Origin of the sequence: Pantoea sp. FN0305 (assembly GCF_050113845.1) — a bacterium.
GTDB classification, from domain to species: domain Bacteria; phylum Pseudomonadota; class Gammaproteobacteria; order Enterobacterales; family Enterobacteriaceae; genus Mixta; species Mixta alhagi.
Map to the genome: position 1 here is coordinate 129,032 of NZ_JBNJSN010000008.1, position 21,963 is coordinate 150,994.

Below are 21,963 nucleotides of genomic sequence, written 5' to 3' on the forward strand. Positions count from 1 at the left end.
TCCATATACTATAAAAAAATGAACCGCAAACACGGCGGTAAAAATGAGAATGTATTTATTATGCTAACTAAGTTGTTAACCAAGGTATTTGGCAGTCGTAACGACCGTACGCTGCGCCGCATGCGTAAAACGGTAGAAATCATCAACAAGATGGAGCCCGATTTCGAAAAGCTCTCTGATGATGAACTGAAAGCGAAAACCCAGGCGTTTCGCGCTCGTCTGGAAAAAGGCGAAGAGCTGGACAGCCTGCTCCCGGAAGCCTTTGCCACCGTTCGCGAGGCGAGCAAGCGCGTATTCGGCATGCGCCACTTTGACGTGCAGCTGATTGGCGGCATGGTACTGAACGATCGCTGTATCGCTGAAATGCGCACCGGTGAAGGTAAAACCCTGACCGCGACGCTGCCTGCTTATCTGAATGCGCTGAGCGGTAAAGGCGTACACGTGGTGACCGTCAACGATTATCTGGCGCAGCGCGACGCGGAAAACAACCGTCCGCTGTTTGAGTTCCTTGGTCTGTCAGTGGGCATCAACCTGCCGGGCATGCCCGCGCCCGCCAAGCGTGAAGCCTACGCCGCCGATATTACTTACGGCACCAATAACGAATATGGCTTTGACTATCTGCGCGATAACATGGCGTTCAGCCCGGAAGAGCGCGTTCAGCGTAAACTGCACTATGCGCTGGTGGATGAGGTGGACTCCATTCTTATCGATGAAGCGCGTACGCCGCTGATTATCTCCGGCCCGGCAGAAGACAGCTCTGAACTTTATATCAAAGTAAACAAAATCATCCCGAACCTGATCCGTCAGGAGAAAGAAGATTCTGACACTTTCCAGGGCGAAGGCCATTTCTCGGTAGATGAAAAAGCCCGTCAGGTACACCTGACCGAACGTGGTCTGGTCGCTATTGAAGAGCTGATGGTGCAGGAAGGCATTATGGCGGAAGGCGAATCACTCTACTCGCCGACCAATATCATGCTGATGCACCACGTTACTGCTGCCCTGCGTGCGCATGTGCTGTTCACGCGTGACGTTGACTACATCGTTAAAGACGGCGAAGTGGTTATCGTCGATGAGCATACCGGCCGTACTATGCAGGGCCGCCGCTGGTCAGATGGCTTGCATCAGGCGATTGAAGCGAAAGAAGGCGTTGAGATTCAGAATGAAAACCAGACGCTGGCCTCGATCACTTTCCAGAACTACTTCCGCTTGTATGAGAAGCTGGCCGGGATGACCGGTACAGCGGATACCGAAGCGTTTGAATTTAGCTCTATCTACAAACTGGATACGATTGTTATCCCCACCAACCGCCCGATGGTGCGTAAGGATCTGCCCGATCTGGTCTACATGACTGAGAAAGAGAAGATCGATGCGATCATTGAGGATATTCGTGAGCGTACCGCCAACGGTCAGCCGATCCTTGTTGGTACGATTTCGATCGAAAAATCGGAAGTGGTATCTAACGAGCTGACGCGTGCCGGTATCAAGCACAATGTACTGAACGCGAAGTTCCACGCGCGTGAGGCAGATATCGTGGCGCAGGCTGGTCAGCCGGGCGCGGTGACCATCGCCACCAACATGGCGGGTCGTGGTACTGACATTATGCTGGGCGGTAGCTGGCAGGCAGAAGTTGCTGCGCTGGAAAACCCGACCGAAGAGCAGATTGCTGCCATTAAGACGGCCTGGAAAGCGCGTCATGATGCGGTACTGGCATCGGGCGGCCTGCATATTATCGGTACTGAGCGCCATGAGTCGCGTCGTATCGATAACCAGCTGCGCGGCCGTTCAGGTCGTCAGGGTGATCAGGGCTCATCCCGTTTCTATCTGTCGATGGAAGATGCGCTGATGCGTATTTTCGCCTCCGATCGCGTATCGAATATGATGCGTAAGCTGGGGATGAAGCCGGGCGAAGCCATTGAGCACCCCTGGGTTACCAAGGCCATTGCCAACGCGCAACGTAAAGTGGAAAGCCGCAACTTTGATATTCGTAAGCAGCTGCTGGAATATGATGATGTTGCCAACGATCAGCGTCGTGCTATTTACTCACAGCGTAATGAACTGTTGGACGTGGCTGACGTTAGCGAAACCATCAACAGCATTCGCGAGGACGTATTTAAGTCCACCATCGACAGCTATATTCCGCCGCAGTCGCTGGAAGAGATGTGGGATGTTGCCGGGCTGGAAGAGCGCCTGAAAAACGATTTCGATCTGGATATGCCGATTCGCCAGTGGCTGGATAAAGAGCCTGAGTTGCATGAGGAAACGCTGCGCGAGCGTATTATGACGCAGGCGAAAGAAGAATATCAGCGTAAAGAAGAAGTGGTCGGCGCCGAGATGATGCGCAGCTTTGAAAAAGGCGTCATGCTGCAAACGCTGGATTCGCTGTGGAAAGAGCATCTGGCGGCGATGGACTATTTACGTCAGGGTATTCATCTGCGCGGCTACGCACAGAAGGATCCGAAGCAGGAGTACAAGCGTGAATCTTTCGCTATGTTTGCTGCCATGCTGGAATCACTGAAATATGAAGTGATCAGCACCCTGAGCAAAGTACAGGTGCGTATGCCGGAAGAAGTCGAGGCGATGGAAGCACAGCGCCGTGAAGATGCAGAGCGTCTGGCACAGCAGCAGCAGTTAAGCCACGTTGATGATGCTACGGAAGCGGCCGCCGCACTGGCTGCTGAAACCGGCGAGCGTAAGGTTGGACGTAACGATCCTTGCCCATGTGGTTCCGGTAAAAAATACAAGCAGTGTCACGGCCGCCTGGCCTGATAGACGCGAATGCGAAAAGGGAGCCAAAAGGCTCCCTTTTTTATTGGGTGCATTAGTTGGTAGCGCTGCGATCTAATAAATTTTTAATATCTTGCTGGTGAAAAATCTTTGTAAATCAGCAGTGTAATTAACTGAACCGTTAAAGATTTTATAAATCAGGAAAGCTATACTCGCCTGCTCAGAGTATAACCGCTTAAGGATGGCAGAGTTATGAGCAGTCTTTATCTCAAAGTTGAACACGTAGCTGGAGAATCACAGGACGCACATCATGCAGGCTGGATCGATGTACTTTCCCATAATTGGGGAAACCGCCGAAGTGCCGCAGGCAATGCCCTGGTTGAGTATAGAAATTTAACGGTCCATGCGCTGATAGATAAAGCCACACCAACGCTGCTGCTTTATGCATCTAACGGCAGCAGGATCCGTAAAGTAGAGCTGTCAGCCTGCAAAGCGGGTTCTGGTGGTATCGAATACTATCGTATTACGCTGGAGAATGTATTTGTCGCTCAGGTGGTGCTAAATGACGGTGACGATCTGGGCAGCATAGAATATCAGTTTGAAGCGGATGCGGTGAAAATGCAGTACTGGGAGCAGACGGCCAAAGGCGGCAAAGGCGCGGAAACCCGCTACGGCTGGGATATTAAAAATCATCATTCTGTTTTTTGAGCAAAAGGACGCCGTTTCTTATTTGATGACATATGTAAATCGGCTCAGTAACAACAGAGGGCTGGGATAGTTACTATTGTTAATTTCCTCCGGTAACTGGCAGCAATAAAACAGATGCTATTATGATTAATATAAAAAAGATAAATTACATTAATGGGCCAATAGATCTGCTTTTAGAGTTTTAATCATTAATTATGGTCTTGTGCGAATCATGCTATCGCTTCAATTGTAAAAGGGTCATTTACTTATCCATGCGGGTAAATAGTTTTATGAAAAAGTAAAAAACAAACATAATGCTAAGCAGCATCAGTTTCCCCCAATGTTCGGGGAAATATGCAGAAAAGAAAATACCAAGCAAGATAATAGCAATAATGGGCACGGTTTCCAGTAAAACAAATTCTAAAAGCGCTTTTTTTAAAAACTTTATCATGAAACGCTCCTTCTTAAAATATCAATGATATCTTCCAGGTGGGGCTCAGATAACGCCTTTATTTCTGTTATTGTTTTATAGAGAACCGGTTCCACATAGATATAAAGCATTTCTATATTTGCCTGATAGAGAATGTTATAAAATTTTGGCTCCAATACTTTCAATCGACGCGCAGCTAAGGCTGATTTCTGAGCTTTGCCATAAAATTGAATAATGCTGAAACCACTAAAAGCCGTTGTGTTTAATACGCTTCTTACGGTGGCACTAATAACAAGAGATTCAGAAACTCCTTTCGCTAATGAGTAAGCCAGTGCTTTATTAGTTGTTTTGCGGTAAGCCTCTCTGTATTAAAGCCGAATGTCTTTAACGCAATAACTTTAGCCTGCTCAACTTCCATGTTTTGTAAAACATAATCAATGTAATATTGAAATAGTTCGGCGATCACATCCTTTCTTTTGTAAAGTGACAGTAAGGCTTTACACATCCTTACATCTTCCGTTTTTAGCTGCTGGCAAACATCATGATGCTTCTCGATAAAGCAGCTTGAGTACCAGGAGATACGCTCCGCGCCATGATAAATATCATCCAGCGTTTACTCCGCCGAAATAAAGGATGCTCGCATGCCTTTTTCCAGCGATTGCGCTATTTTCCTCTCGGCGAGTAATTGCCGTTTTAAATAAAGCGAAGCATTCATTGTTTATCATCCATAATAAAACAAACGCTGGCATTATAACCGCTTGAAAACAGTTGCGCATTAATTGACCTGTTAACAAGGCCTGTTCTGGCGTGGCGTTAAATAACAGAAAGCGCAAAGAACAGGGCGGTGGAGAGGCGAGATGAGCCGCTCGTATCCGCAGCCGGAACGGTATAAAGCGTAACAAAATCAAGCTATACTGCCCTTCATTCCATTAACAAGGATGCGAAAATGAAACATCTTCAGGTAGCTGTTGGCATCATCCGTAATGCGCAGCAGGAAATCTTTCTGACGCGTCGTCCGGCCAATTCCCATATGGCGAATATGTGGGAGTTCCCAGGCGGCAAAATCGAGCCAGGCGAAACGCCTGAGCAGGCACTGAAGCGTGAGCTGCTGGAAGAAACCGGCATTGCCGTCATCGCGGCTACCGCATTTGGCAATGCCGATCATACCTACCAGGATGTGCGCGTCACGCTGCACTTCTTTCTGGTTGAACAGTGGCAAGGCGAGCCGTGGGGACGGGAAGGGCAGCCGCAGCGTTGGGTGCCACAGCGTGAGCTGATTGCTGACGAATTTCCGCCAGCCAATCACAAGCTGGTTGCGCGCCTGCTGGCCGAGGCGCGCCCGTAATCAGAGGCAGCTTTGCTGCCCTGACAATTAATGACGGGGAATATCCTCTTCGCTCCAGTCATCGCTGTCTGACAGATCGTTACTGCTGGCGATACGTTTCTCTTCAGCAGCCCATTCGCCTAAATCGATAAGCTGACAGCGTTTACAGCAGAAAGGCCGAAACGGGCTCTGTTCACCCCAGATAACCGCCTTGCCGCAGGTTGGGCAGGCGACGGTAGTCACATCATTGTTCATCATTACACCTCTAACAACAGGCCAACTCGAAATCGAGACGTGCCGGAATTTCGCCACGTTCGCTGTCGAGCGGTAAAAAACGAATCGCATAACGGGTTTTATGGCCCGAAACCTGCGGGTACAGACTGACTTCCAGCGGTAGCTGCAGGCGCAGCAAATCGGCACCTTCAGCGTTATCCTGATAAAAGCCGTTCAGGCTGGTCTGATGGCGGAAAACGCCGGACTGGCGGATCAGCTCCAGAATCATAAACAATGCCTGGCGTAGCGGATCCAACGTTTCCATCCAGCTGGCGACCTGCGTATCCCGCAACGACTGATCAAGATGCAGCCAGACATGGAGCGTTGGCAAATCAAAACTGCAGCAGCCGCCGGGAATGCTTAAACGCTGACGCACCAGCGCAATAAGGCGATCTTCTCGTAAGGCCTGACCAATACGCGGCGCAGCCATTAGCTCGCTGGCGCATGATTTTAGCTGCTGACGCAGCGCTTCTACACGCTGGATATCCACGCCCGGGACATCGCTCCAGGCCAGCAGTTTTTGTTGCTGGCGCTCCAGCTCTTTAAGGATCTCGGTACGCAGCTCTCCACGTTCAAAAACATCCAACAGCTCACTGATGTTGCGGAAAAATGTCAGAGCGGTAAGGTGACTGGTGATATTGATACTGGCCTGCAGCTGCTGGAGCAAAAACTCAATTCTTAGCCAGGTACGCATTTTCTCATTTAACGGGTGTTCAAAAAGAACGATTTTGCTCATGCTGTTAATCCTGTTTTATCGCTCCGGCCAGCGCCAGATAGCGCTGATTCAGTTCGGCGACCAGCGGCAACACTTCGTGAGGTTGCCCGCTGTTTTCAATGATGTCATCCGCTACGGCCAGCCGCGCCGCACGCGTGGCCTGGGCTGCAATGATTTTTTCAGCCTGTTCGCGCGTGATCTGGTCGCGGGCCATGGTTCGTTGAATCTGAACCTCAGGCTCAACGTCAACCACCAGTACCCGATCGGCCAGTTTTTCCAACCGGTTTTCCACCAGCAGCGGCACCACCCATAAGCACCAGGGCGAGCGGACTGCCGCCAGCTGTCGGCGCGTCTCGGCATGGATCAGTGGATGTAATAACTGATTTAACCAGGCTTTCTCAGCCGGGGAGTTAAAGATAGTCTGACGCAGCGCGGCGCGATTTAGCGTACCGTCCGCATGGAGAATCGTTGGACCAAAGCGCGTCGCAATTTCCTGCAATGCGGGCTGGCCTGGTTCTACTACCTGACGGGCAATAATGTCCGCATCAATAATTTCCACGCCATGCCCGGCAAAGGCGGCAGCAACGGTACTTTTTCCACTGCCGATTCCACCGGTCAGCGCGACTGTATAAGACATCTGTTCAGTTCCTGCTTCGCCTGTAAACACCTGGTTGCCTGCGATTAACCGCTAGCGACAGCTATAAATTTTGCCGTGGCGATCACATTAACTATCTTCAGGTAAATTTACGGGATTGTAGCGTAATTAAAGCCATTTTCGCAGTCTTGTACGCGCGTTTTTAGCGCGTATGATAACGTCACTGGAGCTGGCAGCAGCACCCGATCGTCAGATCGTCGCCAAAAACCCAGGAATGATGTTATGCGTATTGAAGAAGATCTAAAGCTTGGTTTTAAAGATGTGCTGATTCGTCCCAAGCGTTCTACTCTGAAAAGCCGCTCGCAGGTGGAGCTGAGCCGTGAGTTTACTTTTAAACACTCCGGCATCGCCTGGTCTGGTATTCCCATCATTGCCGCCAATATGGATACCGTGGGCACCTTTCGCATGGCGGAAGTGCTGGCCAGCTTTGATATCCTGACTGCGGTGCATAAACACTACAGCGTTGATGAGTGGCGTGCCTTTGTTCAACGCGTGCCTGAACAGGTACTGCAGCATGTCATGGTATCCACCGGAACCTCGGATGCGGACTTCACTAAACTGCAGGCGATACTGGCGCTTTCTCCCGCACTCAAATTTATCTGTATCGATGTGGCCAACGGCTATTCTGAACATTTCGTACAATTCCTGCAGCGCGCACGCGAAGCCTGCCCGGATAAAACCATCTGCGCTGGTAATGTGGTGACCGGTGAAATGGTCGAAGAGCTGATTCTCTCGGGTGCGGATATCGTGAAAGTAGGGATTGGCCCCGGCTCGGTGTGCACCACGCGGGTAAAAACCGGCGTAGGATATCCGCAGCTGTCGGCGGTGATTGAATGTGCCGATGCCGCTCATGGTCTGGGCGGGCAAATTGTCAGCGATGGCGGCTGTTCAGTGCCGGGCGATGTGGCGAAAGCTTTCGGCGGCGGCGCAGATTTCGTGATGCTCGGCGGCATGCTGGCCGCGCATGATGAATGCGAAGGGCGCGTAGTGGAAGAAAACGGTGAAAAATTCATGCTGTTTTATGGCATGAGTTCTGAATCCGCTATGAAGCGCCACGTTGGCGGCGTAGCGGAGTATCGCGCGGCCGAAGGCAAGACGGTTAAGCTCCCGTTGCGCGGCCCGGTAGAGGCAACGGCGCGCGATATTCTGGGCGGCCTGCGTTCCGCTTGTACTTACGTGGGCGCGGAGCGGCTAAAAGAGCTGACGAAGCGCACGACTTTTATTCGCGTAGCGGAGCAGGAAAACCGCGTTTTTAACCGCTAACCAATCACCTCGCCCAGGTTAAAGATGGGCAGGTACATTGCAACCACCAGCGTTCCGACAATGGAACCGGTAATGATCATCATTACCGGTTCCAGCGTCGCTGCCAGCGTATCCGCCAGTTCATGCGTCTGGTTTTCATGCCACTGCGCCAGGCGTGCCAGCAGGTTATCCAGCGCCCCGGCTTCCTCACCTACCTTTATCAGTTGACGACAAAGCGGCGTAAAAAGCGTGCTATCCGCAATCGCCTGATGTAGCTGGGTACCGTCAGCAATCTTTCTCTGTAGCTGCTGCATTGCTTCGCGCCACAGTAACGGCGTGAGGGTATCTTCAACCGCCTGAAGCCCTTGCAGCAAGGGCAGCCCTGCCTGCTGCGTTAAAGTGAGGGTAGTAAAGATCTGACTAAGCAGGCTACCGCGCCACAAGGTTGCCAGCAGAGGCGTACGCAACAGGCAGCGTTGTTCACGACGTTGCCAGCCGGGCCGATGTTGACGCAGATAGCGCCATGCGGCAAACAGGCACGCTATAGCGAGCGCCAGTGGAACAAACAGCCGTTGCAGCGCGGCGGAGAGAGCCAGCACGGCGGCGGTAAACGCGGGCAGCGGCGCATTAAACGCACGATAAATAGCCACGAACTCCGGCAGCACCAGTAACAGCATGCCAAGCGCCACCGTCAGGGCAACCAGTAAAATAAATCCTGGATAACGCAATGCGGTCACGACCTTTTTATGTAAGCGCAACTGCCGCTCCTGTTGGCTCGCCAACTGTAAACAGCAGCGATCCAGCTGACCAGTCAGCTCGCCAACCTGCATCAGGGCCGCATAGAGCGGCGGGAAGATCATCGGCCACTTTGCCAGCGCGGCAGAAAAAGGTGTTCCCTGCGCTACTTCTTCCTGCAACGCCAGCAGCAGGGCGCGCCAGCCAGCATGTGTCTCGCCTTCGCTTAACAGATGCAGCCCCACGGAAAGCGTTAAGCCCGCTTTTAACAGCGTTGCCAACTGATGCATCAACGCGATTTTTTGCGGCGTTTTCCAGTCTCTTGAGCGGTAATATCTGCCGCGTTTACAGGAAAGCGGCAGGAGATGCTGCTGCGCCATAATGGCCATAATTTGCTGCTCTTCCGACAGCAGCCAGCTTCCCGCAACGATTTCGCCTTGCTGATTCATCGCCTGCCAGTGCCAGAGACGACAGTTAGCCATGGCCGACACCTATTACCCGATAAACCTCCGCCAGTGAGGTCTCTCCCCGATTGACTGCATTCAGCCCTTCAATAAACAGACTGTTAAGCTGTTGTCGCTGAGCCAGCAGGCTTAAGGCTTCGCTACTGGCGTTTCCGGCAATAGCCGTTTGTAACTCACTGTTTATGGGAAGCATTTCAAACAGCGCCAGCCGGCCATAATAGCCAGAGAAGCAGTGATCGCAGCCCACCGCCTGCCAGGTCTGCAGTGGGCCAGTCCTGTTCTGCTCAGGCAAATCGTGGAGGGTTTCTGCCGGAGCGCGGCAGTGCGGGCAAAGACGGCGCACCAGACGCTGCGCAATGACCAGGCGCAGCGCTGAGGCCAGCAGATAGCCTGGAATGCCCATTTGCCCCAGTCGGGTCAGCGTTTCTGTCGTGGAGTTAGTGTGCAACGTGGATAGCACCAGATGACCGGTTTGCGCCGCCTTAACCGCAATCCCGGCGCTTTCCGCATCACGGATTTCACCCAGCATAATAACATCAGGATCCTGGCGCAGCAGGGCGCGCAATACGCATTGAAAATCGAGTCCGGCACGCGGGTTAATTTGCGTCTGGTTAACGCCCGGCAGGGGAATCTCCACCGGATCCTCAACGCTGCACACGTTTCTTCCCGGCTGATTCAGCGCGTGCAACCCGCTGTAGAGCGTAAAGGTTTTGCCGCTGCCGGTAGGGCCGGTAACCAGAATCAAGCCCTGCGGCTGGGCCAGCGCGTGGCGAAAATGGGCAAGGGCATCTGGCGGCATACCCAGCTTGTCCAGCGCCAGATCCTGCGCTTCGCTTTGCAGCAGGCGGATCACCGCTTTTTCTCCTGTACGCACGGGCAGGGTTGAAAGCCGAAAAGCTGCCTGTAAGCCCTGCAGCTGCAGGGTAAATTGTCCATCCTGCGGCAGTCGTCGTTCGGCGATATCAAGGTTGCCAAGAATTTTAAGGCGAGCGATCAGCGCCGCCTGCTGGGTTTCGCTAATGTTTTGCAGCGGCTGCAGCACTCCATCAATACGCAGCCGAACCCGCATACCTGTAGCACAGGGTTCAATATGAATATCTGACGCGCGGCGTTGAAAAGCCTGCAACAGGAGATGATTGACCAGCGGCGTAATCGGCTCCTGCGCTTTTTCTGCGTTGTCGCCCTCTGACTGAAGATATTGCTCCAGTCGCGCCTGCGGCCAGCGTTCGGTTTGCACGCGCCGCTGGCTGGTGAAATGCAGCGCTTCCAGCATCTCGGCAGAGGGCACTCCAGCCAGCGCAACGGTAATGGTTTTCTCGTCTTCATTGAGCAGCACCGCCTGATATTGACGACATAGCTCGCGCAGATTGCTTTCTGGCTCTCTCATCATGGATTCTCAATATCATCAAAGCGGAAAACAGCGCGACAGTTATCTTTCAGGCTGCCGTTACTGCTGTCACAGCTGCGTTGCCAGTTCATCTGGCCCTCATTGCTTTGCCACTGCGGCGTCAGCGTTACGGTCAGGCCATTCAGGCTCTCCTGTCCGGTCAGCTTAATGGTGCCAGATGCCACACTTACCGCAGAGACATAGCGCGAGCCCTTCGCGGTGGGAACGCCATTGCTGCCCGCGCTACAGCCAGACGTTGCGCCATGCTCAACGGCGCAAAGCTCAACCGCCGTTTTATAAGGCAGCATGGTTTGCAGCATATCGGTAAGGGCTGCCTTTTGCAGATAGCTCTGGTAAGCCGGCATGCCGATAGCGCTGAGTATGGCGACGATCCCAATAACAATCATCAGCTCAATTAGCGTAAAACCTTGTTGTTGCATATGTAACCCTCCATGTTGATAACCCGGCAGACGTTAATTTACAGAGCAAGGCGAGGCGAGAACGGGATAAACAAACAGGAAGCAGGACTGGAAAAAAGATGAGTTTGTTACTCTGGATGGCTCGCAGGCTGGAAGCGGGATCGCATATCTGGCTGAGGGAAGGTGGCGCGCAAACCTGGCGCCACAGGCGGAATTAATGAAAACGCATTGAAAGGTCCAGCGCGCGGACATGTTTGGTCAGGGCGCCAACCGAAATATAATCAACGCCGGTTTCTGCAAACAGGCGTAACGTCTGGTCGGTAACATTGCCGGAAACCTCCAGCAGCGCGCGGCGCTGGTTGATATTTACCGCTTCGCGCATTTGCTCAACGGTAAAATTATCCAGCATCACAATATCGGCCCCGGCGGCCAACGCCTGCGCCAGCTCATCCAGCGTTTCCACTTCTACCTCAACCGGCACATCCGGGTGAAGCCAGAGCGCTTTTTCAACCGCCTGGCGAATCGAGCCGCTGGCGATAATATGGTTCTCTTTGATCAGAAAGGCGTCGGATAAGCCCAGGCGATGGTTCTCGCCGCCGCCGCATAAAACCGCATACTTCAGGGCAGTACGCAGGCCTGGCAGGGTTTTGCGCGTATCCAACAGCCGGGTTTGTGTGCCTTCCAGCAGCGTGACATAGCGCTTTACTTCGCTGGCGGTGCCGGAAAGCGTTTGTACGAAATTAAGCGCGGTACGCTCAGCGGTAAGCAACAGGCGCGCCGGACCGGCAACGTCAAAAAGTTTTTGTTCCGGCTCAATGGTGTCACCGTCAGCAACATGCCAGGTTAGCTGCGCCTGATTGCCCAACTGAATAAACACTTCTTCTACCCAGCGTTTACCACAGAAAACACCGGCTTCCCGCGTGATAACGGTGGCCTGTGCCTGTTTATCGGCAGGCAGCAGACTGGCGGTAATATCATTATCTGCATTAATTTCGCCGCCGAGATCTTCGCGTAATGCTTGCTCTACGCTACCTGGAATGTCATCTTCGATACGTGAAAGCAGCGCCGCCCGTCGGCTCTCTGGATTATAACGTCGCTGTGTCATAGGGTTCCCGTCATGGTTTTTAGTGTGGGCTTAATGTAGCCTGGACGGCTGGCTGGCACCAGTAGAGCGTGAAAAAGTTTAGTGCACTAAACTTTTTTGCTACAAAGGTTTTTATGGTGGCGCTTTTGTTATCGCCAGGGTATTGGTGAATAAATTGGTTGCAAAGGAAACGGTAAATGTTCTCTTTAACCTGCCCACAAAAGGCCTGTCGGTTACCGGACGGCACCTGTTAACTGATGTCTCCCTACCGGCGCTGGAGACCTGTTTTTAACAGTGGCACAAGGAATGTAAAGAGAGTGACAAATTCATGTTAGGCTGTGGAAAAAAACGAACAGGAGACCCAGGCATGGAGTTAAAAGATGGCTGGCTAATGGGCGTTCGCCATGTGCCGTCGCCGCATTTCAATATTCGCCCGCAGGGAGAGGCTCCCAGCCTGCTGGTGGTGCATAACATCAGCCTGCCGCCCGGCGAGTTTGGCGGCCCGTGGATTGATGCTTTGTTTACCGGCACGCTCGACCCTGAGGCACATCCCTGGTTTGCCAATATTGCGCATCTGCGCGTGGCGGCCCACTGCCTGATTCGACGCGATGGGGAAATCGTGCAGTATGTTCCTTTCGATAAGCGCGCCTGGCATGCAGGTATCTCCTGCTGGCAGGGCCGCGATAACTGCAATGATTTCTCGATTGGCATTGAACTCGAAGGCACCGATACGCTGGCCTACAGCGACGCGCAGTATCAGGCTTTACAGGCCCTGACGCATCTGCTGATGCAGCATTATCCGATTACACCTGCGCAAATTACCGGGCACAGTGATATTGCACCGGCGCGTAAAACCGATCCTGGCCCGGCATTTGACTGGGCTCGCTTTCTGCGCGGCTTGCCGGAAGCCGCCAGCTTACATTTACCGGAGCGGAATGCATGACGCTTTTTTCCTTGTTACTGGTTTTAGGTTGGGAGCGCCTGTTTAAAATGGGCGAACACTGGCAGCTTGACCATCGACTGGAGCCTTTTTTCCGTCAACGCCGTCACTTTTCACTCTGGCGAACCATTGCCATGACGCTGGTGGTGATGCTGGTGGTTTTGGTGGTGATTCTGTCGCTGCGCGGACTGTTTTTTGGCATGGTACAACTGCTGTTCTGGATCCTGATTGGCATACTGTGTATCGGTGCGGGCTCGGTGCGGCTGCATTACCATGCTTATCTGAAGGCGGCCAGTCATGGCGATGCCAATGCCTGTAGCGCGATGGCGGAAGAGCTGACGCTGATTCACGGCATGCCGGTGGAGTGCAACCAGCAGGAAACGTTGAAGGAGCTGCAAAACGCGCTGCTGTGGATCAATTACCGTTTTTATCTGGCGCCGCTGTTCTGGTTTGTAGTTGGCGGTGCTTACGGGCCGGTGCTGCTGGTGGGTTACGCTTTTCTGCGTGCATGGCAGAGCTGGCTGGCAAAGCACCATACGCCGCTTGAGCGTGCCCGCTCCGGGATCGACCGTATTCTGCACTGGGTCGACTGGATACCGGTTCGGCTGGCTGGTGCGGCTTATGCACTGCTGGGACATGGCGAGCGGGCGCTGCCGGCCTGGTTTGCTGTGCTGAGCGACCTACGTCGCCCGCAGTATCAGGTGTTAACGCATCTGGCGCAGTATTCGCTGGAGCGCGACGAGCGGTGGGACAGCGTGGAAACGCCACGGATAGCCGTGGCGCTGGCCAAAAAGGTCTCGCTGGTGATCGTGGTCGTAGTCGCGTTACTGACTATTTACGGCACGCTGGTTTAGCAGCGTATCGGCTGGCGGCACGCCGAAGTCAGGCATGCCGTTAGCATCCCAGCGAATATCTTTAATGCGCGTATGGCGGTTCGGATCCCACAGCGGATCGCCTTCAATTTCCGTATAGTTGCGTGCGTGATAGACCAGCAGATCGTTACCCGCCTCATCTACGGTAAAGCTGTTGTGGCCCGGTCCATACTGCTGGTTTTCCCAGCTGGTGGAAAAGACCGGTCGGGCTGATTTGTTCCAGTTGGCTGGTTGCATTGGGTCGTCATCCACATCGATCCACAGCAGCCCCAGGCAGTAATTTTCATCCGTTGCGCTGGCTGAATAGCTCACAAACAGTCGGTTGCCGTGACGAATTACCGCTGGCCCTTCGTTGACGCTAAAGCCGGCACATTCCCATTCATATTCAGGACGGCTGAGCATCACCGGCTTGCCTTTTAGCGTCCAGGGATTCTCCAGCTCTGCCAGATAAAGGTTTGAGTTACCCGGGATTGCCGGATCCTTTTGCGCCCACAAATACCACTGTTTGCCCTGATGATGAAAGGTGGTGGCATCCAGCGAGAAGCTGTCGATAGGAGTGCGGATACGACCACGCTCCTGCCAGTTGCCGTTTAACGGATCGGCATCATCACAGGTCAGGGCGTACATCCGATGCTGAAACAGACCTTCTTTAATCTCGCGCGTTGGTGCTGCGGCGAAGTAGATCACCCATTGCCCATCGATATGATGCATCTCCGGTGCCCAGATTAATGCGCTCATCGGACCGACATCAGGCTTACGCCACACTACCACCGGCTGCGCTGCGGCAAGATCGACGAGGGTGTCGGCGCAGCGTAGCTCAAGGCGATCGTATTCAGGAACGGAGGCGATAAAGTAGTAGCGATCCTCGTAGCGTAAAATAAAGGGGTCCGCGCGTTGTTCAATTAACGGGTTGGGCCACTGAGTCATGATGCCGTTCCTTCTGGTTTAATATCAAAAGCATTGCCTTCGCGCAGCGCGCTCAGCTCACGATAGTTTTCACGCCGTTTCGCCAGATCCTGCTGAATGGTTTGCATTAAATGACGATCGACTTTTAACAGGCGAACCACGCCTGCGGTAATCAAATAACCGATGCCGGGGATCACGGTGAACAGCAACACAATACCGTTCAGCGCGCTGCTGCCCTGCTGCTTAGCGCCCGCATCATAGCCATAAAATGAGAGCAGGAAACCTACCATCGCCCCGGCTACCGCCAGACCGACCTTCAGGAAGAAGAGATTCCCGGAGAAGCTGATGCCGGTAATACGCTTGCCGGTTTTCCATTCGCCATAGTCATCTACATCCGCCATCAGCGACCAGTGCAGCGGAGAGGGAATTTGGTGCAGGATATTGAGCAGAAAATACATCAGGGTAACCAGCACCGTGGCCTGTGGATTAAGGAAATAAAAGCCGCAGGAAAAAATAGCCAGCGCGATGTTGGTCCAGAAAAAGACTTTCAGCTTACACCAGCGGTCGGTCATGACCTTCGCCAGCGTGCTGCCGATCATCATGCCAACCACGCCAAGACTGATAAACAGCGTAGCGAAGTGGGTGGATTGACCCATCACCCAGGTCACGTAATACATGGTGGCCGCCATGCGAATAAAGCCCGGACATACGTTACAAAAGGTCAACAGCAAAATTCGCACCCACTGGTCGTTTTTCCAGACATCGCGCAGGTCGTTTTTCAGGTCGTCATTGCTCGGCACAGCAGGGCGAATACGCTCGCGCACGGTAGCGAAGCAGTAAAGGAACATCAGCAGTCCGATAATGGCCATTACGCCCATCGCCATCTGATAGCCCCGCGCCCGATCGCCGCCGCCGAACCACTCGGTCATCGGTAACAGGGTAAGCGACAAGATTAGCGTCGCGATGCCAACCATTACAAACCGGTAAGACTGGCAGGAAACGCGTTCATGGGGATCGTTAGTAATGACGCCGCCCAGCGAGCAGTAGGGAATATTAATTGCCGTGTAGGCCAGCGACATCAGGAAGTAGGTGACAAAGGCGTAGACCACCTTGTATTCATAACTCCAGTCCGGCGTGGTAAACATCAGTACGCTAAATACTACATACGGAACTGATACCCACAGCAGCCAGGGACGAAAGCGGCCCCAGCGGCTTTGGGTGCGATCGGCGATCGCGCCCATCAGAGGATCGGTTACCGCATCCAATACGCGTACGGAAAGCAGTAACACGCCGACCAGCGCAGGCGACAGGCCAAAGACATCGGTATAGAAGTAGCTAAGGAACAGCATAATGGCGCCGCCAATCATATTACAGCCAGCGTCGCCCATGCCGTAACCCAGCTTTTCTCTAAAAGGAAGCGCAGAGCCTTTCATCATTTTATTCTCCTGTGAGCACTGGAATGATTATTACGGCTTAACGATTGCGGGCACTAATACAGGTTGGTCATCAAGATGGACAAAATAACTGCGAAGAGAAAAGTGTGAAGAGCGTAACTATTGGCGCAAACAAAACCGGGCGCTTATGCGCCCGGTAAATTATCAGCTTCGCTGCGATCGGTTTTTGATGGCGTAACCCATCGCCAACACTACCAGCCAGACCGGAATAAGCCAGACGGAGATCGCCATGCCCGGCGTCATCAGCATAATCACCAGAATCGCGGCCAGAAACACCAAACAGATCCAGTTACCGGCCGGATAGAGAATGGCGCGGAAACGGGTCTGCACGCCCTGACGATCTTTCGCTCTACGGAATTTCAGATGCGCCAGACTGATCATCGCCCAGTTAATCACCAGAGCAGAAACCACCAGCGCCATCAGCAGGCCGAAGGCTTCGCCCGGCATCAAATAGTTAATCAGTACGCAAATCGCCGTAGCCAGCGCCGATACGCCCAGCGCAACATAAGGAACGCCGCGACGGTCGACCTTCAGCAGCGCCTGCGGGCCGCTGCCCTGTTTCGCCAGGCCATAAAGCATACGGCTGTTGCTGTAGACGCAGCTGTTATAGACCGAGAGCGCCGCCGTCAGAAACACCACGTTCAACACGTTGGCCACCAGCGTTTCACCAAGGTCGTGAAAAATCATCACGAACGGACTGCTTTCGCCAACCACCTTGACCCACGGATAGAGCGACAGCAGCACCGCCAGCGAACCGATATAGAAAATAAGGATGCGGTAGATCACCTGGTTAGTGGCACGCGGAATGCTTTTCGACGGATCATCCGCTTCAGCGGCGGTAATGCCGACCAGCTCCAGACCGCCGAACGAGAACATAATCACCGCCATCGCCATAACCAGCCCGCTAATGCCGTGCGGGAAAAAGCCGCCCTGCGCCCAGATGTTGCTGACCGAAGCCTGCGGGCCGCCCTGACCGCTCAGCAGCAGCCAGCCGCCAAACAGGATCATGCCAACAACCGCGACAACTTTAATAATGGCGAACCAAAACTCCATCTCACCGTAAACTTTTACGTTGGTCATGTTGATGGCGTTTATCAGAACGAAGAACACAGCGGCAGTGGCCCACGAGGGAAAGTCAGGCCACCAGACCTGAATGTACTTGCCGACAGCCGTGAGTTCAGCCATTGCAACCAGCACATACAGCACCCAATAGTTCCAGCCAGAAGCGAAGCCTGCAAAGTTGCCCCAGTATTTATAGGCGAAGTGGCTAAAGGATCCGGCAACCGGCTCTTCCACCACCATTTCGCCCAGCTGACGCATAATCAGAAACGCGATAAAACCGCCGATGGCATAGCCTAATAAGACCGATGGCCCGGCCATCTGAATGGTTTGCCCGATTCCCAGAAACAGGCCAGTACCCACGGCACCGCCCAATGCAATCAGCTGAATATGACGGTTTTTTAATCCGCGCTTCAGCGTATCGCCCTGCTGTTGTTCCATAAAAACCCTCGTGTTAGTTCTTCGCCTTCCCTGAAGAGTTGGCGCTGTAATGCCCGCAGACAGACGGTACGCTTGTATTTATACCGTTACGCTTTTTGTATTGTTTATTTTACAGTTTGGGTTAGTGCAAATTGCCTGCGATGCTACCCCGACGCCAAGAATAATGTTAAGCGCGCCCGAATGCACCTGCTTTCTCTGCCGGTACGCAGCGCGCCATAAAAAACGTTGCTGCCGTCACGCCAGAATTTCTTTTTTGTGCCATTTAATTCGAATAAAGACGAATAGCTTTCGCTTATGACATAAAATGAGATTCGGATCTAAATCTGTGTAAGGTTTGGTAAAAATCAGCGGCGATATTTAGCATCCCACCGGAAATAACGCATTTTCGTTACTGTTTTCGTCCATTTAAGGACGTGACCTTCACCCTGCTTCTGGCAGATGCCATATAGACAGAAGGTGAATACTTTGTTACTTTAGCTTCACTTTTTTGCAATTGGTATTACCAATTGACTTCGGTGCCTGGCAGAAGAAGGGACAATGGCCTACAGTAAGATTCGCCAACCAAAGCTCTCGGATGCAATTGAGCAACAGCTTGAGTCCCTGATCATGGAGGGAACGCTGCGTCCGGGTGAAAAGCTTCTCCCTGAGCGGGAGCTGGCTAAGCAGTTTGACGTTTCTCGCCCCTCTTTGCGTGAAGCGATACAGCGTCTGGAGGCAAAAGGGCTTCTGCTGCGTCGACAGGGCGGTGGCACCTTTGTTCAGAAGAATCTTTGGCAAAGCCTAAGCGATCCTCTGGTGGCGTTACTCGCCGATCACCCCGAATCTCAGTTCGACCTGCTGGAAACCCGTCATGCGCTGGAAGGTATCGCGGCTTATTACGCTGCGCTGCGGGGAACCGAAGAAGATTTGCAGCGCATACGCGATTGCCATCTGGCTATCCAGCATACCCAACAGAGCGGCGATCTGGATGCCGAAGCCGATGCGGTTATGCAGTATCAGATTGCCGTAACAGAGGCGGCGCATAATGTGGTGCTGCTGCATTTGCTACGCTCAATGGGCCCGATGCTGGAAAAAAACGTTCGTCAAAACTTTGAATTGCTCTACTCACGCCGGGAAATGCTGGCGCAGGTAAGCAGTCATCGCGCCAGTATTTTTGAGGCGATTGTCGCCCGCGAGCCGGAAAAGGCGCGCGAGGCTTCACACCGCCATCTGGCGTTTATCGAGGAGATATTGCTGGACAGAAGTCGGGAGCAGACGCGTCGTGAACGCTCCCTGCGTCGTTTACAGCAACGTAAGGAATAACGCGTAAACTGATATAACCACATATTTTGCAGGGTTAGCTCATCAACCTGTAAAACAAAAGGGATACGCGGCAACTAACGACGGGCCTGTCTCCTTGCATTTTGGACTGAATCAGAATGCAGGGAGACAGGCTCCAGACAATTCAACGAATTAGACACAGATAAGGAATACCCCCATGTCAGAACGTTTACATAATGACGTGGATCCGATCGAAACCCGCGACTGGCTACAGGCGATCGAATCGGTCATCCGTGAAGAAGGTGTTGAGCGTGCGCAGTTCCTGATCGATCAGGTTCTGAGTGAAGCGCGTAAAGGCGGCGTGAATGTCGCTGCAGGCTCTGCTGTCAGCAACTATGTTAACTCTATCGCCGTTGAAGAAGAGCCGGACTATCCGGGCAATACCTCTCTGGAGCGTCGTATCCGTTCCGCAATTCGCTGGAACGCCATGATGGCGGTACTGCGTGCGTCGAAAAAAGATCTGGAGCTGGGCGGTCACCTCTCATCTTTCCAGTCATCGGCGACCATTTATGAAGTGTGTTTCAACCATTTCTTCCGCGCGCGCAACGATAAAGACGGCGGCGATCTGGTGTATTTCCAGGGCCACATCTCTCCGGGCGTTTATTCACGCGCCTTCCTTGAAGGTCGTCTGACCGAAGAGCAGATGAACAACTTCCGTCAGGAAGTGCATGGCAAAGGTCTCTCTTCCTATCCGCATCCTAAGCTGATGCCGGACTTCTGGCAGTTCCCGACCGTTTCTATGGGTCTGGGTCCGCTGTCGGCGATCTATCAGGCGAAGTTCCTGAAATATCTGGAGCATCGTGGTCTGAAAGATACCTCTGGTCAGACCGTTTACGCTTTCCTTGGCGATGGCGAAATGGATGAGCCGGAATCTAAAGGCGCGATCACTATCGCCACCCGCGAGAAGCTGGATAACCTGGTTTTCGTTATCAACTGTAACCTGCAGCGTCTGGATGGTCCGGTAACCGGCAACGGCAAGATCATCAACGAACTGGAAGGCATCTTTGGCGGCGCCGGCTGGGAAGTGATCAAGGTGATCTGGGGCAGCCGTTGGGACGAACTGCTGCGTAAAGATACCAGCGGCAAGCTGATCCAGCTGATGAACGAAACCGTTGACGGCGACTATCAGACCTTTAAATCCCGCAACGGCGCCTATGTGCGTGAGCACTTCTTCGGTAAATATCCGGAAACCGCTGCGCTGGTGAAAGATATGTCCGACGACGAGATTTTCGCTCTGAACCGTGGCGGTCACGATCCGAAGAAAATCTATGCGGCATTTAAAAAAGCGCAGGAGACCAAGGGCAAGCCGGTGGTAATCCTGGCACATACCATTAAAGGCTATGGTATGGGCGACACCGCTGAAGGTAAAAACATCGCTCACCAGGTGAAGAAAATGAACATGGAAGGCGTGCGCTACGTTCGCGATCGCTTCAATGTTCCGGTAACCGATGAAAACCTGGAAACGCTGCCGTATGTGACCTTCGAAGAAGGTTCTGAAGAGTACACCTATCTGCACGGCCAGCGTCAGAAGCTGGGTGGTTATCTGCCAAGCCGTCAGCCAAACTTCACCGAGAAGCTTGAGCTGCCGTCGCTGGAAGATTTCGCGCCGCTGCTGGAAGAGCAGAACAAAGAAATCTCTACCACCATCGCCTTTGTGCGTGCGCTGAACGTGATGCTGAAGAACAAGTCGATCAAAGATCGTCTGGTGCCGATCATCGCTGATGAAGCACGTACCTTTGGTATGGAAGGCCTGTTCCGTCAGATCGGTATTTACAGCCCGAACGGCCAGCAGTACACGCCGCAGGACCGTGAGCAGGTTGCTTATTATAAAGAAGATGAGAAAGGCCAGATTCTGCAGGAAGGGATCAACGAGCTGGGTGCAGGCGCGTCCTGGCTGGCTGCTGCGACCTCTTACAGCACCAACAACCTGCCGATGATTCCGTTCTACATCTACTACTCAATGTTCGGCTTCCAGCGTATCGGCGATCTCTGCTGGGCGGCGGGCGACCAACAGGCGCGTGGCTTCCTTATCGGCGGTACCTCCGGTCGTACTACCCTGAACGGCGAAGGTCTGCAGCATGAAGATGGTCACAGCCACATTCAGGCGCTGACGATCCCGAACTGTATCTCCTACGATCCGGCTTATGCCTATGAGGTCGCGGTGATCATGCAGGACGGCCTGACGCGTATGTATGGCGAAGCGCAGGAAAATATTTACTACTACATCACCACGCTGAACGAAAACTACCGCATGCCGGCAATGCCGCAGGGCGTAGAAGAGGGTATCCGTAAGGGTATCTACAAGCTGGAAACCCTGGAAGGCAGCAAAGGTAAAGTACAGCTGCTGGGCTCCGGCGCTATCCTGCGTCACGTACGCGAAGCGGCAGAGATCCTGGCGAAAGATTACGGTATCGGCTCTGACGTTTACAGTGTGACTTCCTTCACTGAACTGGCACGCGACGGCCAGGATTGTGAACGCTGGAACATGCTGCATCCTACAGAACAAGCGCGCGTGCCGTATATCGCTCAGGTGATGAACGATGCACCGGCCGTTGCGTCTACCGACTACATGAAACTGTTTGCGGAACAGGTTCGCAGCTATATCCCGGCCAGCGATTATCGCGTACTGGGCACCGACGGCTTTGGCCGTTCTGACAGCCGTGAAAACCTGCGTCACCACTTTGAAGTGGACGCATCCTATGTGGTAGTAGCAGCGCTGGGTGAACTGGCTAAACGCGGCGAAATCGATAAGAAAGTAGTGGCAGACGCCATTACCAAATTCAATATCGATGCAGATAAAGTCAACCCGCGTCTGGCATAAGAGGTAAAGAT

General features: G+C 53.1%; 19 protein-coding genes. 8 read left to right on the forward strand and 11 right to left on the reverse strand.

Annotated elements, in window-relative coordinates; translation table 11 throughout:
• The first annotated feature begins 60 nt into the window (after positions 1-60).
• Both secA and ACQE3Y_RS16310 read left to right on the forward strand, forming a co-directional pair.
• The gene (secA, locus tag ACQE3Y_RS16305) at positions 61-2,766 is read left to right on the forward strand and encodes a preprotein translocase subunit SecA (RefSeq protein ID WP_426974473.1); all 2,706 of its coding nucleotides are present in this window, start codon (positions 61-63) and stop codon (positions 2,764-2,766) included.
• A gap of 210 nt (positions 2,767-2,976) precedes the next feature.
• Positions 2,977-3,432 carry an Hcp family type VI secretion system effector gene (locus ACQE3Y_RS16310; RefSeq protein ID WP_250651831.1) on the forward strand — a complete coding sequence of 152 codons (456 nt, stop codon included), beginning with the start codon at positions 2,977-2,979 and terminating at the stop codon, positions 3,430-3,432.
• A gap of 241 nt (positions 3,433-3,673) precedes the next feature.
• On the opposite strand, the gene ACQE3Y_RS16315 is transcribed toward ACQE3Y_RS16310, so the two are convergent.
• A complete protein-coding gene (locus tag ACQE3Y_RS16315; protein WP_426982085.1) occupies positions 3,674-3,862 on the reverse strand; it encodes a hypothetical protein in 189 nt (62 codons plus the stop codon).
• A 925-nt stretch (positions 3,863-4,787) separates the two neighbouring features.
• Here ACQE3Y_RS16315 and mutT point away from each other — a divergent pair.
• Positions 4,788-5,186 (forward strand): 8-oxo-dGTP diphosphatase MutT, encoded by a 399-nt coding sequence (mutT, locus tag ACQE3Y_RS16320; RefSeq protein WP_426974477.1) that lies wholly within the window; start codon positions 4,788-4,790, stop codon positions 5,184-5,186.
• A 27-nt stretch (positions 5,187-5,213) separates the two neighbouring features.
• On the opposite strand, the gene yacG is transcribed toward mutT, so the two are convergent.
• The 3 genes from yacG to coaE are packed head-to-tail and all read right to left on the reverse strand — an operon-like array spanning position 5,214 to position 6,790.
• On the reverse strand, positions 5,214-5,420 hold the full coding sequence (gene yacG / locus ACQE3Y_RS16325) for a DNA gyrase inhibitor YacG (protein ID WP_085067994.1): 207 nt from the start codon (positions 5,418-5,420) through the stop codon (positions 5,214-5,216).
• A gap of 10 nt (positions 5,421-5,430) precedes the next feature.
• On the reverse strand, positions 5,431-6,174 hold the full coding sequence (zapD, locus tag ACQE3Y_RS16330) for a cell division protein ZapD (RefSeq protein WP_426982086.1): 744 nt from the start codon (positions 6,172-6,174) through the stop codon (positions 5,431-5,433).
• 4 nt (positions 6,175-6,178) lie between these two features.
• Complete coding sequence (gene coaE, locus ACQE3Y_RS16335) at positions 6,179-6,790, reverse strand: dephospho-CoA kinase (protein WP_250651837.1); 612 nt, start codon at positions 6,788-6,790, stop codon at positions 6,179-6,181.
• A gap of 240 nt (positions 6,791-7,030) precedes the next feature.
• Between coaE and ACQE3Y_RS16340 the strand changes: the two genes are divergently transcribed.
• Positions 7,031-8,071 (forward strand): GMP reductase, encoded by a 1,041-nt coding sequence (locus ACQE3Y_RS16340; RefSeq protein ID WP_426974480.1) that lies wholly within the window; start codon positions 7,031-7,033, stop codon positions 8,069-8,071.
• Here the strand turns inward: ACQE3Y_RS16340 and hofC are convergent.
• The 4 genes from hofC to nadC all read right to left on the reverse strand — a co-directional run bounded on the left by hofC (position 8,068) and on the right by nadC (position 12,160).
• On the reverse strand, positions 8,068-9,267 hold the full coding sequence (gene hofC, locus ACQE3Y_RS16345; RefSeq protein ID WP_426982087.1) for a protein transport protein HofC: 1,200 nt from the start codon (positions 9,265-9,267) through the stop codon (positions 8,068-8,070). The two genes, ACQE3Y_RS16340 and hofC, sit on opposite strands and share 4 nt — an antisense overlap.
• Complete coding sequence (gspE, locus tag ACQE3Y_RS16350; protein ID WP_426982132.1) at positions 9,260-10,636, reverse strand: type II secretion system protein GspE; 1,377 nt, start codon at positions 10,634-10,636, stop codon at positions 9,260-9,262. The genes hofC and gspE overlap by 8 nt, the downstream gene beginning before the upstream one ends.
• Positions 10,636-11,076 (reverse strand): prepilin peptidase-dependent pilin, encoded by a 441-nt coding sequence (gene ppdD, locus ACQE3Y_RS16355; protein WP_426974482.1) that lies wholly within the window; start codon positions 11,074-11,076, stop codon positions 10,636-10,638. The genes gspE and ppdD overlap by 1 nt, the downstream gene beginning before the upstream one ends.
• Before the next feature lie 193 nt (positions 11,077-11,269).
• Positions 11,270-12,160 (reverse strand): carboxylating nicotinate-nucleotide diphosphorylase, encoded by an 891-nt coding sequence (nadC, locus tag ACQE3Y_RS16360; protein WP_426982088.1) that lies wholly within the window; start codon positions 12,158-12,160, stop codon positions 11,270-11,272.
• A gap of 346 nt (positions 12,161-12,506) precedes the next feature.
• Between nadC and ampD the strand changes: the two genes are divergently transcribed.
• Both ampD and ampE read left to right on the forward strand, forming a co-directional pair.
• The gene (gene ampD / locus ACQE3Y_RS16365; RefSeq protein ID WP_426974484.1) at positions 12,507-13,082 is read left to right on the forward strand and encodes a 1,6-anhydro-N-acetylmuramyl-L-alanine amidase AmpD; all 576 of its coding nucleotides are present in this window, start codon (positions 12,507-12,509) and stop codon (positions 13,080-13,082) included.
• Positions 13,079-13,933 (forward strand): beta-lactamase regulator AmpE, encoded by an 855-nt coding sequence (ampE, locus tag ACQE3Y_RS16370; protein WP_426982089.1) that lies wholly within the window; start codon positions 13,079-13,081, stop codon positions 13,931-13,933. The genes ampD and ampE overlap by 4 nt, the downstream gene beginning before the upstream one ends.
• Here ampE and ACQE3Y_RS16375 read toward each other — a convergent pair.
• From ACQE3Y_RS16375 to aroP, 3 genes are all read right to left on the reverse strand, one after another.
• Positions 13,904-14,878, reverse strand: coding sequence for a glycoside hydrolase family 43 protein (locus ACQE3Y_RS16375; RefSeq protein WP_426982090.1), 975 nt, complete (start codon positions 14,876-14,878; stop codon positions 13,904-13,906). The genes ampE and ACQE3Y_RS16375 overlap by 30 nt on opposite strands.
• Positions 14,875-16,290 (reverse strand): glycoside-pentoside-hexuronide (GPH):cation symporter, encoded by a 1,416-nt coding sequence (locus ACQE3Y_RS16380; protein ID WP_426974557.1) that lies wholly within the window; start codon positions 16,288-16,290, stop codon positions 14,875-14,877. Before ACQE3Y_RS16380 ends, ACQE3Y_RS16375 begins: the two co-directional genes overlap by 4 nt.
• Before the next feature lie 165 nt (positions 16,291-16,455).
• A complete protein-coding gene (gene aroP / locus ACQE3Y_RS16385) occupies positions 16,456-17,811 on the reverse strand; it encodes an aromatic amino acid transporter AroP (RefSeq protein WP_426974487.1) in 1,356 nt (451 codons plus the stop codon).
• Positions 17,812-18,348: 537 nt separating this feature from the next.
• On the opposite strand from aroP, the gene pdhR reads away from it, so the two are divergent.
• Both pdhR and aceE read left to right on the forward strand, forming a co-directional pair.
• The gene (pdhR, locus tag ACQE3Y_RS16390; protein ID WP_085067981.1) at positions 18,349-19,113 is read left to right on the forward strand and encodes a pyruvate dehydrogenase complex transcriptional repressor PdhR; all 765 of its coding nucleotides are present in this window, start codon (positions 18,349-18,351) and stop codon (positions 19,111-19,113) included.
• A gap of 175 nt (positions 19,114-19,288) precedes the next feature.
• A complete protein-coding gene (aceE, locus tag ACQE3Y_RS16395; RefSeq protein ID WP_426974488.1) occupies positions 19,289-21,952 on the forward strand; it encodes a pyruvate dehydrogenase (acetyl-transferring), homodimeric type in 2,664 nt (887 codons plus the stop codon).
• The last annotated feature ends 11 nt before the right edge of the window (positions 21,953-21,963 follow it).

Bases quoted from the DNA above. Each gene is read 5' to 3' on its own strand.
- nadC (WP_426982088.1), bottom strand. From the start codon at position 12,160: ATGACACAGCGACGTTATAATCCAGAGAGCCGACGGGCGGCGCTGCTT.
- gspE (WP_426982132.1), bottom strand. From the start codon at position 10,636: ATGAGAGAGCCAGAAAGCAATCTGCGCGAGCTATGTCGTCAATATCAG.
- ACQE3Y_RS16310 (WP_250651831.1), top strand. From the start codon at position 2,977: ATGAGCAGTCTTTATCTCAAAGTTGAACACGTAGCTGGAGAATCACAG.
- ACQE3Y_RS16315 (WP_426982085.1), bottom strand. From the start codon at position 3,862: ATGATAAAGTTTTTAAAAAAAGCGCTTTTAGAATTTGTTTTACTGGAA.
- ACQE3Y_RS16380 (WP_426974557.1), bottom strand. From the start codon at position 16,290: ATGAAAGGCTCTGCGCTTCCTTTTAGAGAAAAGCTGGGTTACGGCATG.
- coaE (WP_250651837.1), bottom strand. From the start codon at position 6,790: ATGTCTTATACAGTCGCGCTGACCGGTGGAATCGGCAGTGGAAAAAGT.
- hofC (WP_426982087.1), bottom strand. From the start codon at position 9,267: ATGGCTAACTGTCGTCTCTGGCACTGGCAGGCGATGAATCAGCAAGGC.
- zapD (WP_426982086.1), bottom strand. From the start codon at position 6,174: ATGAGCAAAATCGTTCTTTTTGAACACCCGTTAAATGAGAAAATGCGT.
- yacG (WP_085067994.1), bottom strand. From the start codon at position 5,420: ATGAACAATGATGTGACTACCGTCGCCTGCCCAACCTGCGGCAAGGCG.
- aroP (WP_426974487.1), bottom strand. From the start codon at position 17,811: ATGGAACAACAGCAGGGCGATACGCTGAAGCGCGGATTAAAAAACCGT.
- pdhR (WP_085067981.1), top strand. From the start codon at position 18,349: ATGGCCTACAGTAAGATTCGCCAACCAAAGCTCTCGGATGCAATTGAG.
- aceE (WP_426974488.1), top strand. From the start codon at position 19,289: ATGTCAGAACGTTTACATAATGACGTGGATCCGATCGAAACCCGCGAC.
- mutT (WP_426974477.1), top strand. From the start codon at position 4,788: ATGAAACATCTTCAGGTAGCTGTTGGCATCATCCGTAATGCGCAGCAG.
- ACQE3Y_RS16375 (WP_426982090.1), bottom strand. From the start codon at position 14,878: ATGACTCAGTGGCCCAACCCGTTAATTGAACAACGCGCGGACCCCTTT.
- ppdD (WP_426974482.1), bottom strand. From the start codon at position 11,076: ATGCAACAACAAGGTTTTACGCTAATTGAGCTGATGATTGTTATTGGG.
- ampD (WP_426974484.1), top strand. From the start codon at position 12,507: ATGGAGTTAAAAGATGGCTGGCTAATGGGCGTTCGCCATGTGCCGTCG.
- secA (WP_426974473.1), top strand. From the start codon at position 61: ATGCTAACTAAGTTGTTAACCAAGGTATTTGGCAGTCGTAACGACCGT.
- ACQE3Y_RS16340 (WP_426974480.1), top strand. From the start codon at position 7,031: ATGCGTATTGAAGAAGATCTAAAGCTTGGTTTTAAAGATGTGCTGATT.
- ampE (WP_426982089.1), top strand. From the start codon at position 13,079: ATGACGCTTTTTTCCTTGTTACTGGTTTTAGGTTGGGAGCGCCTGTTT.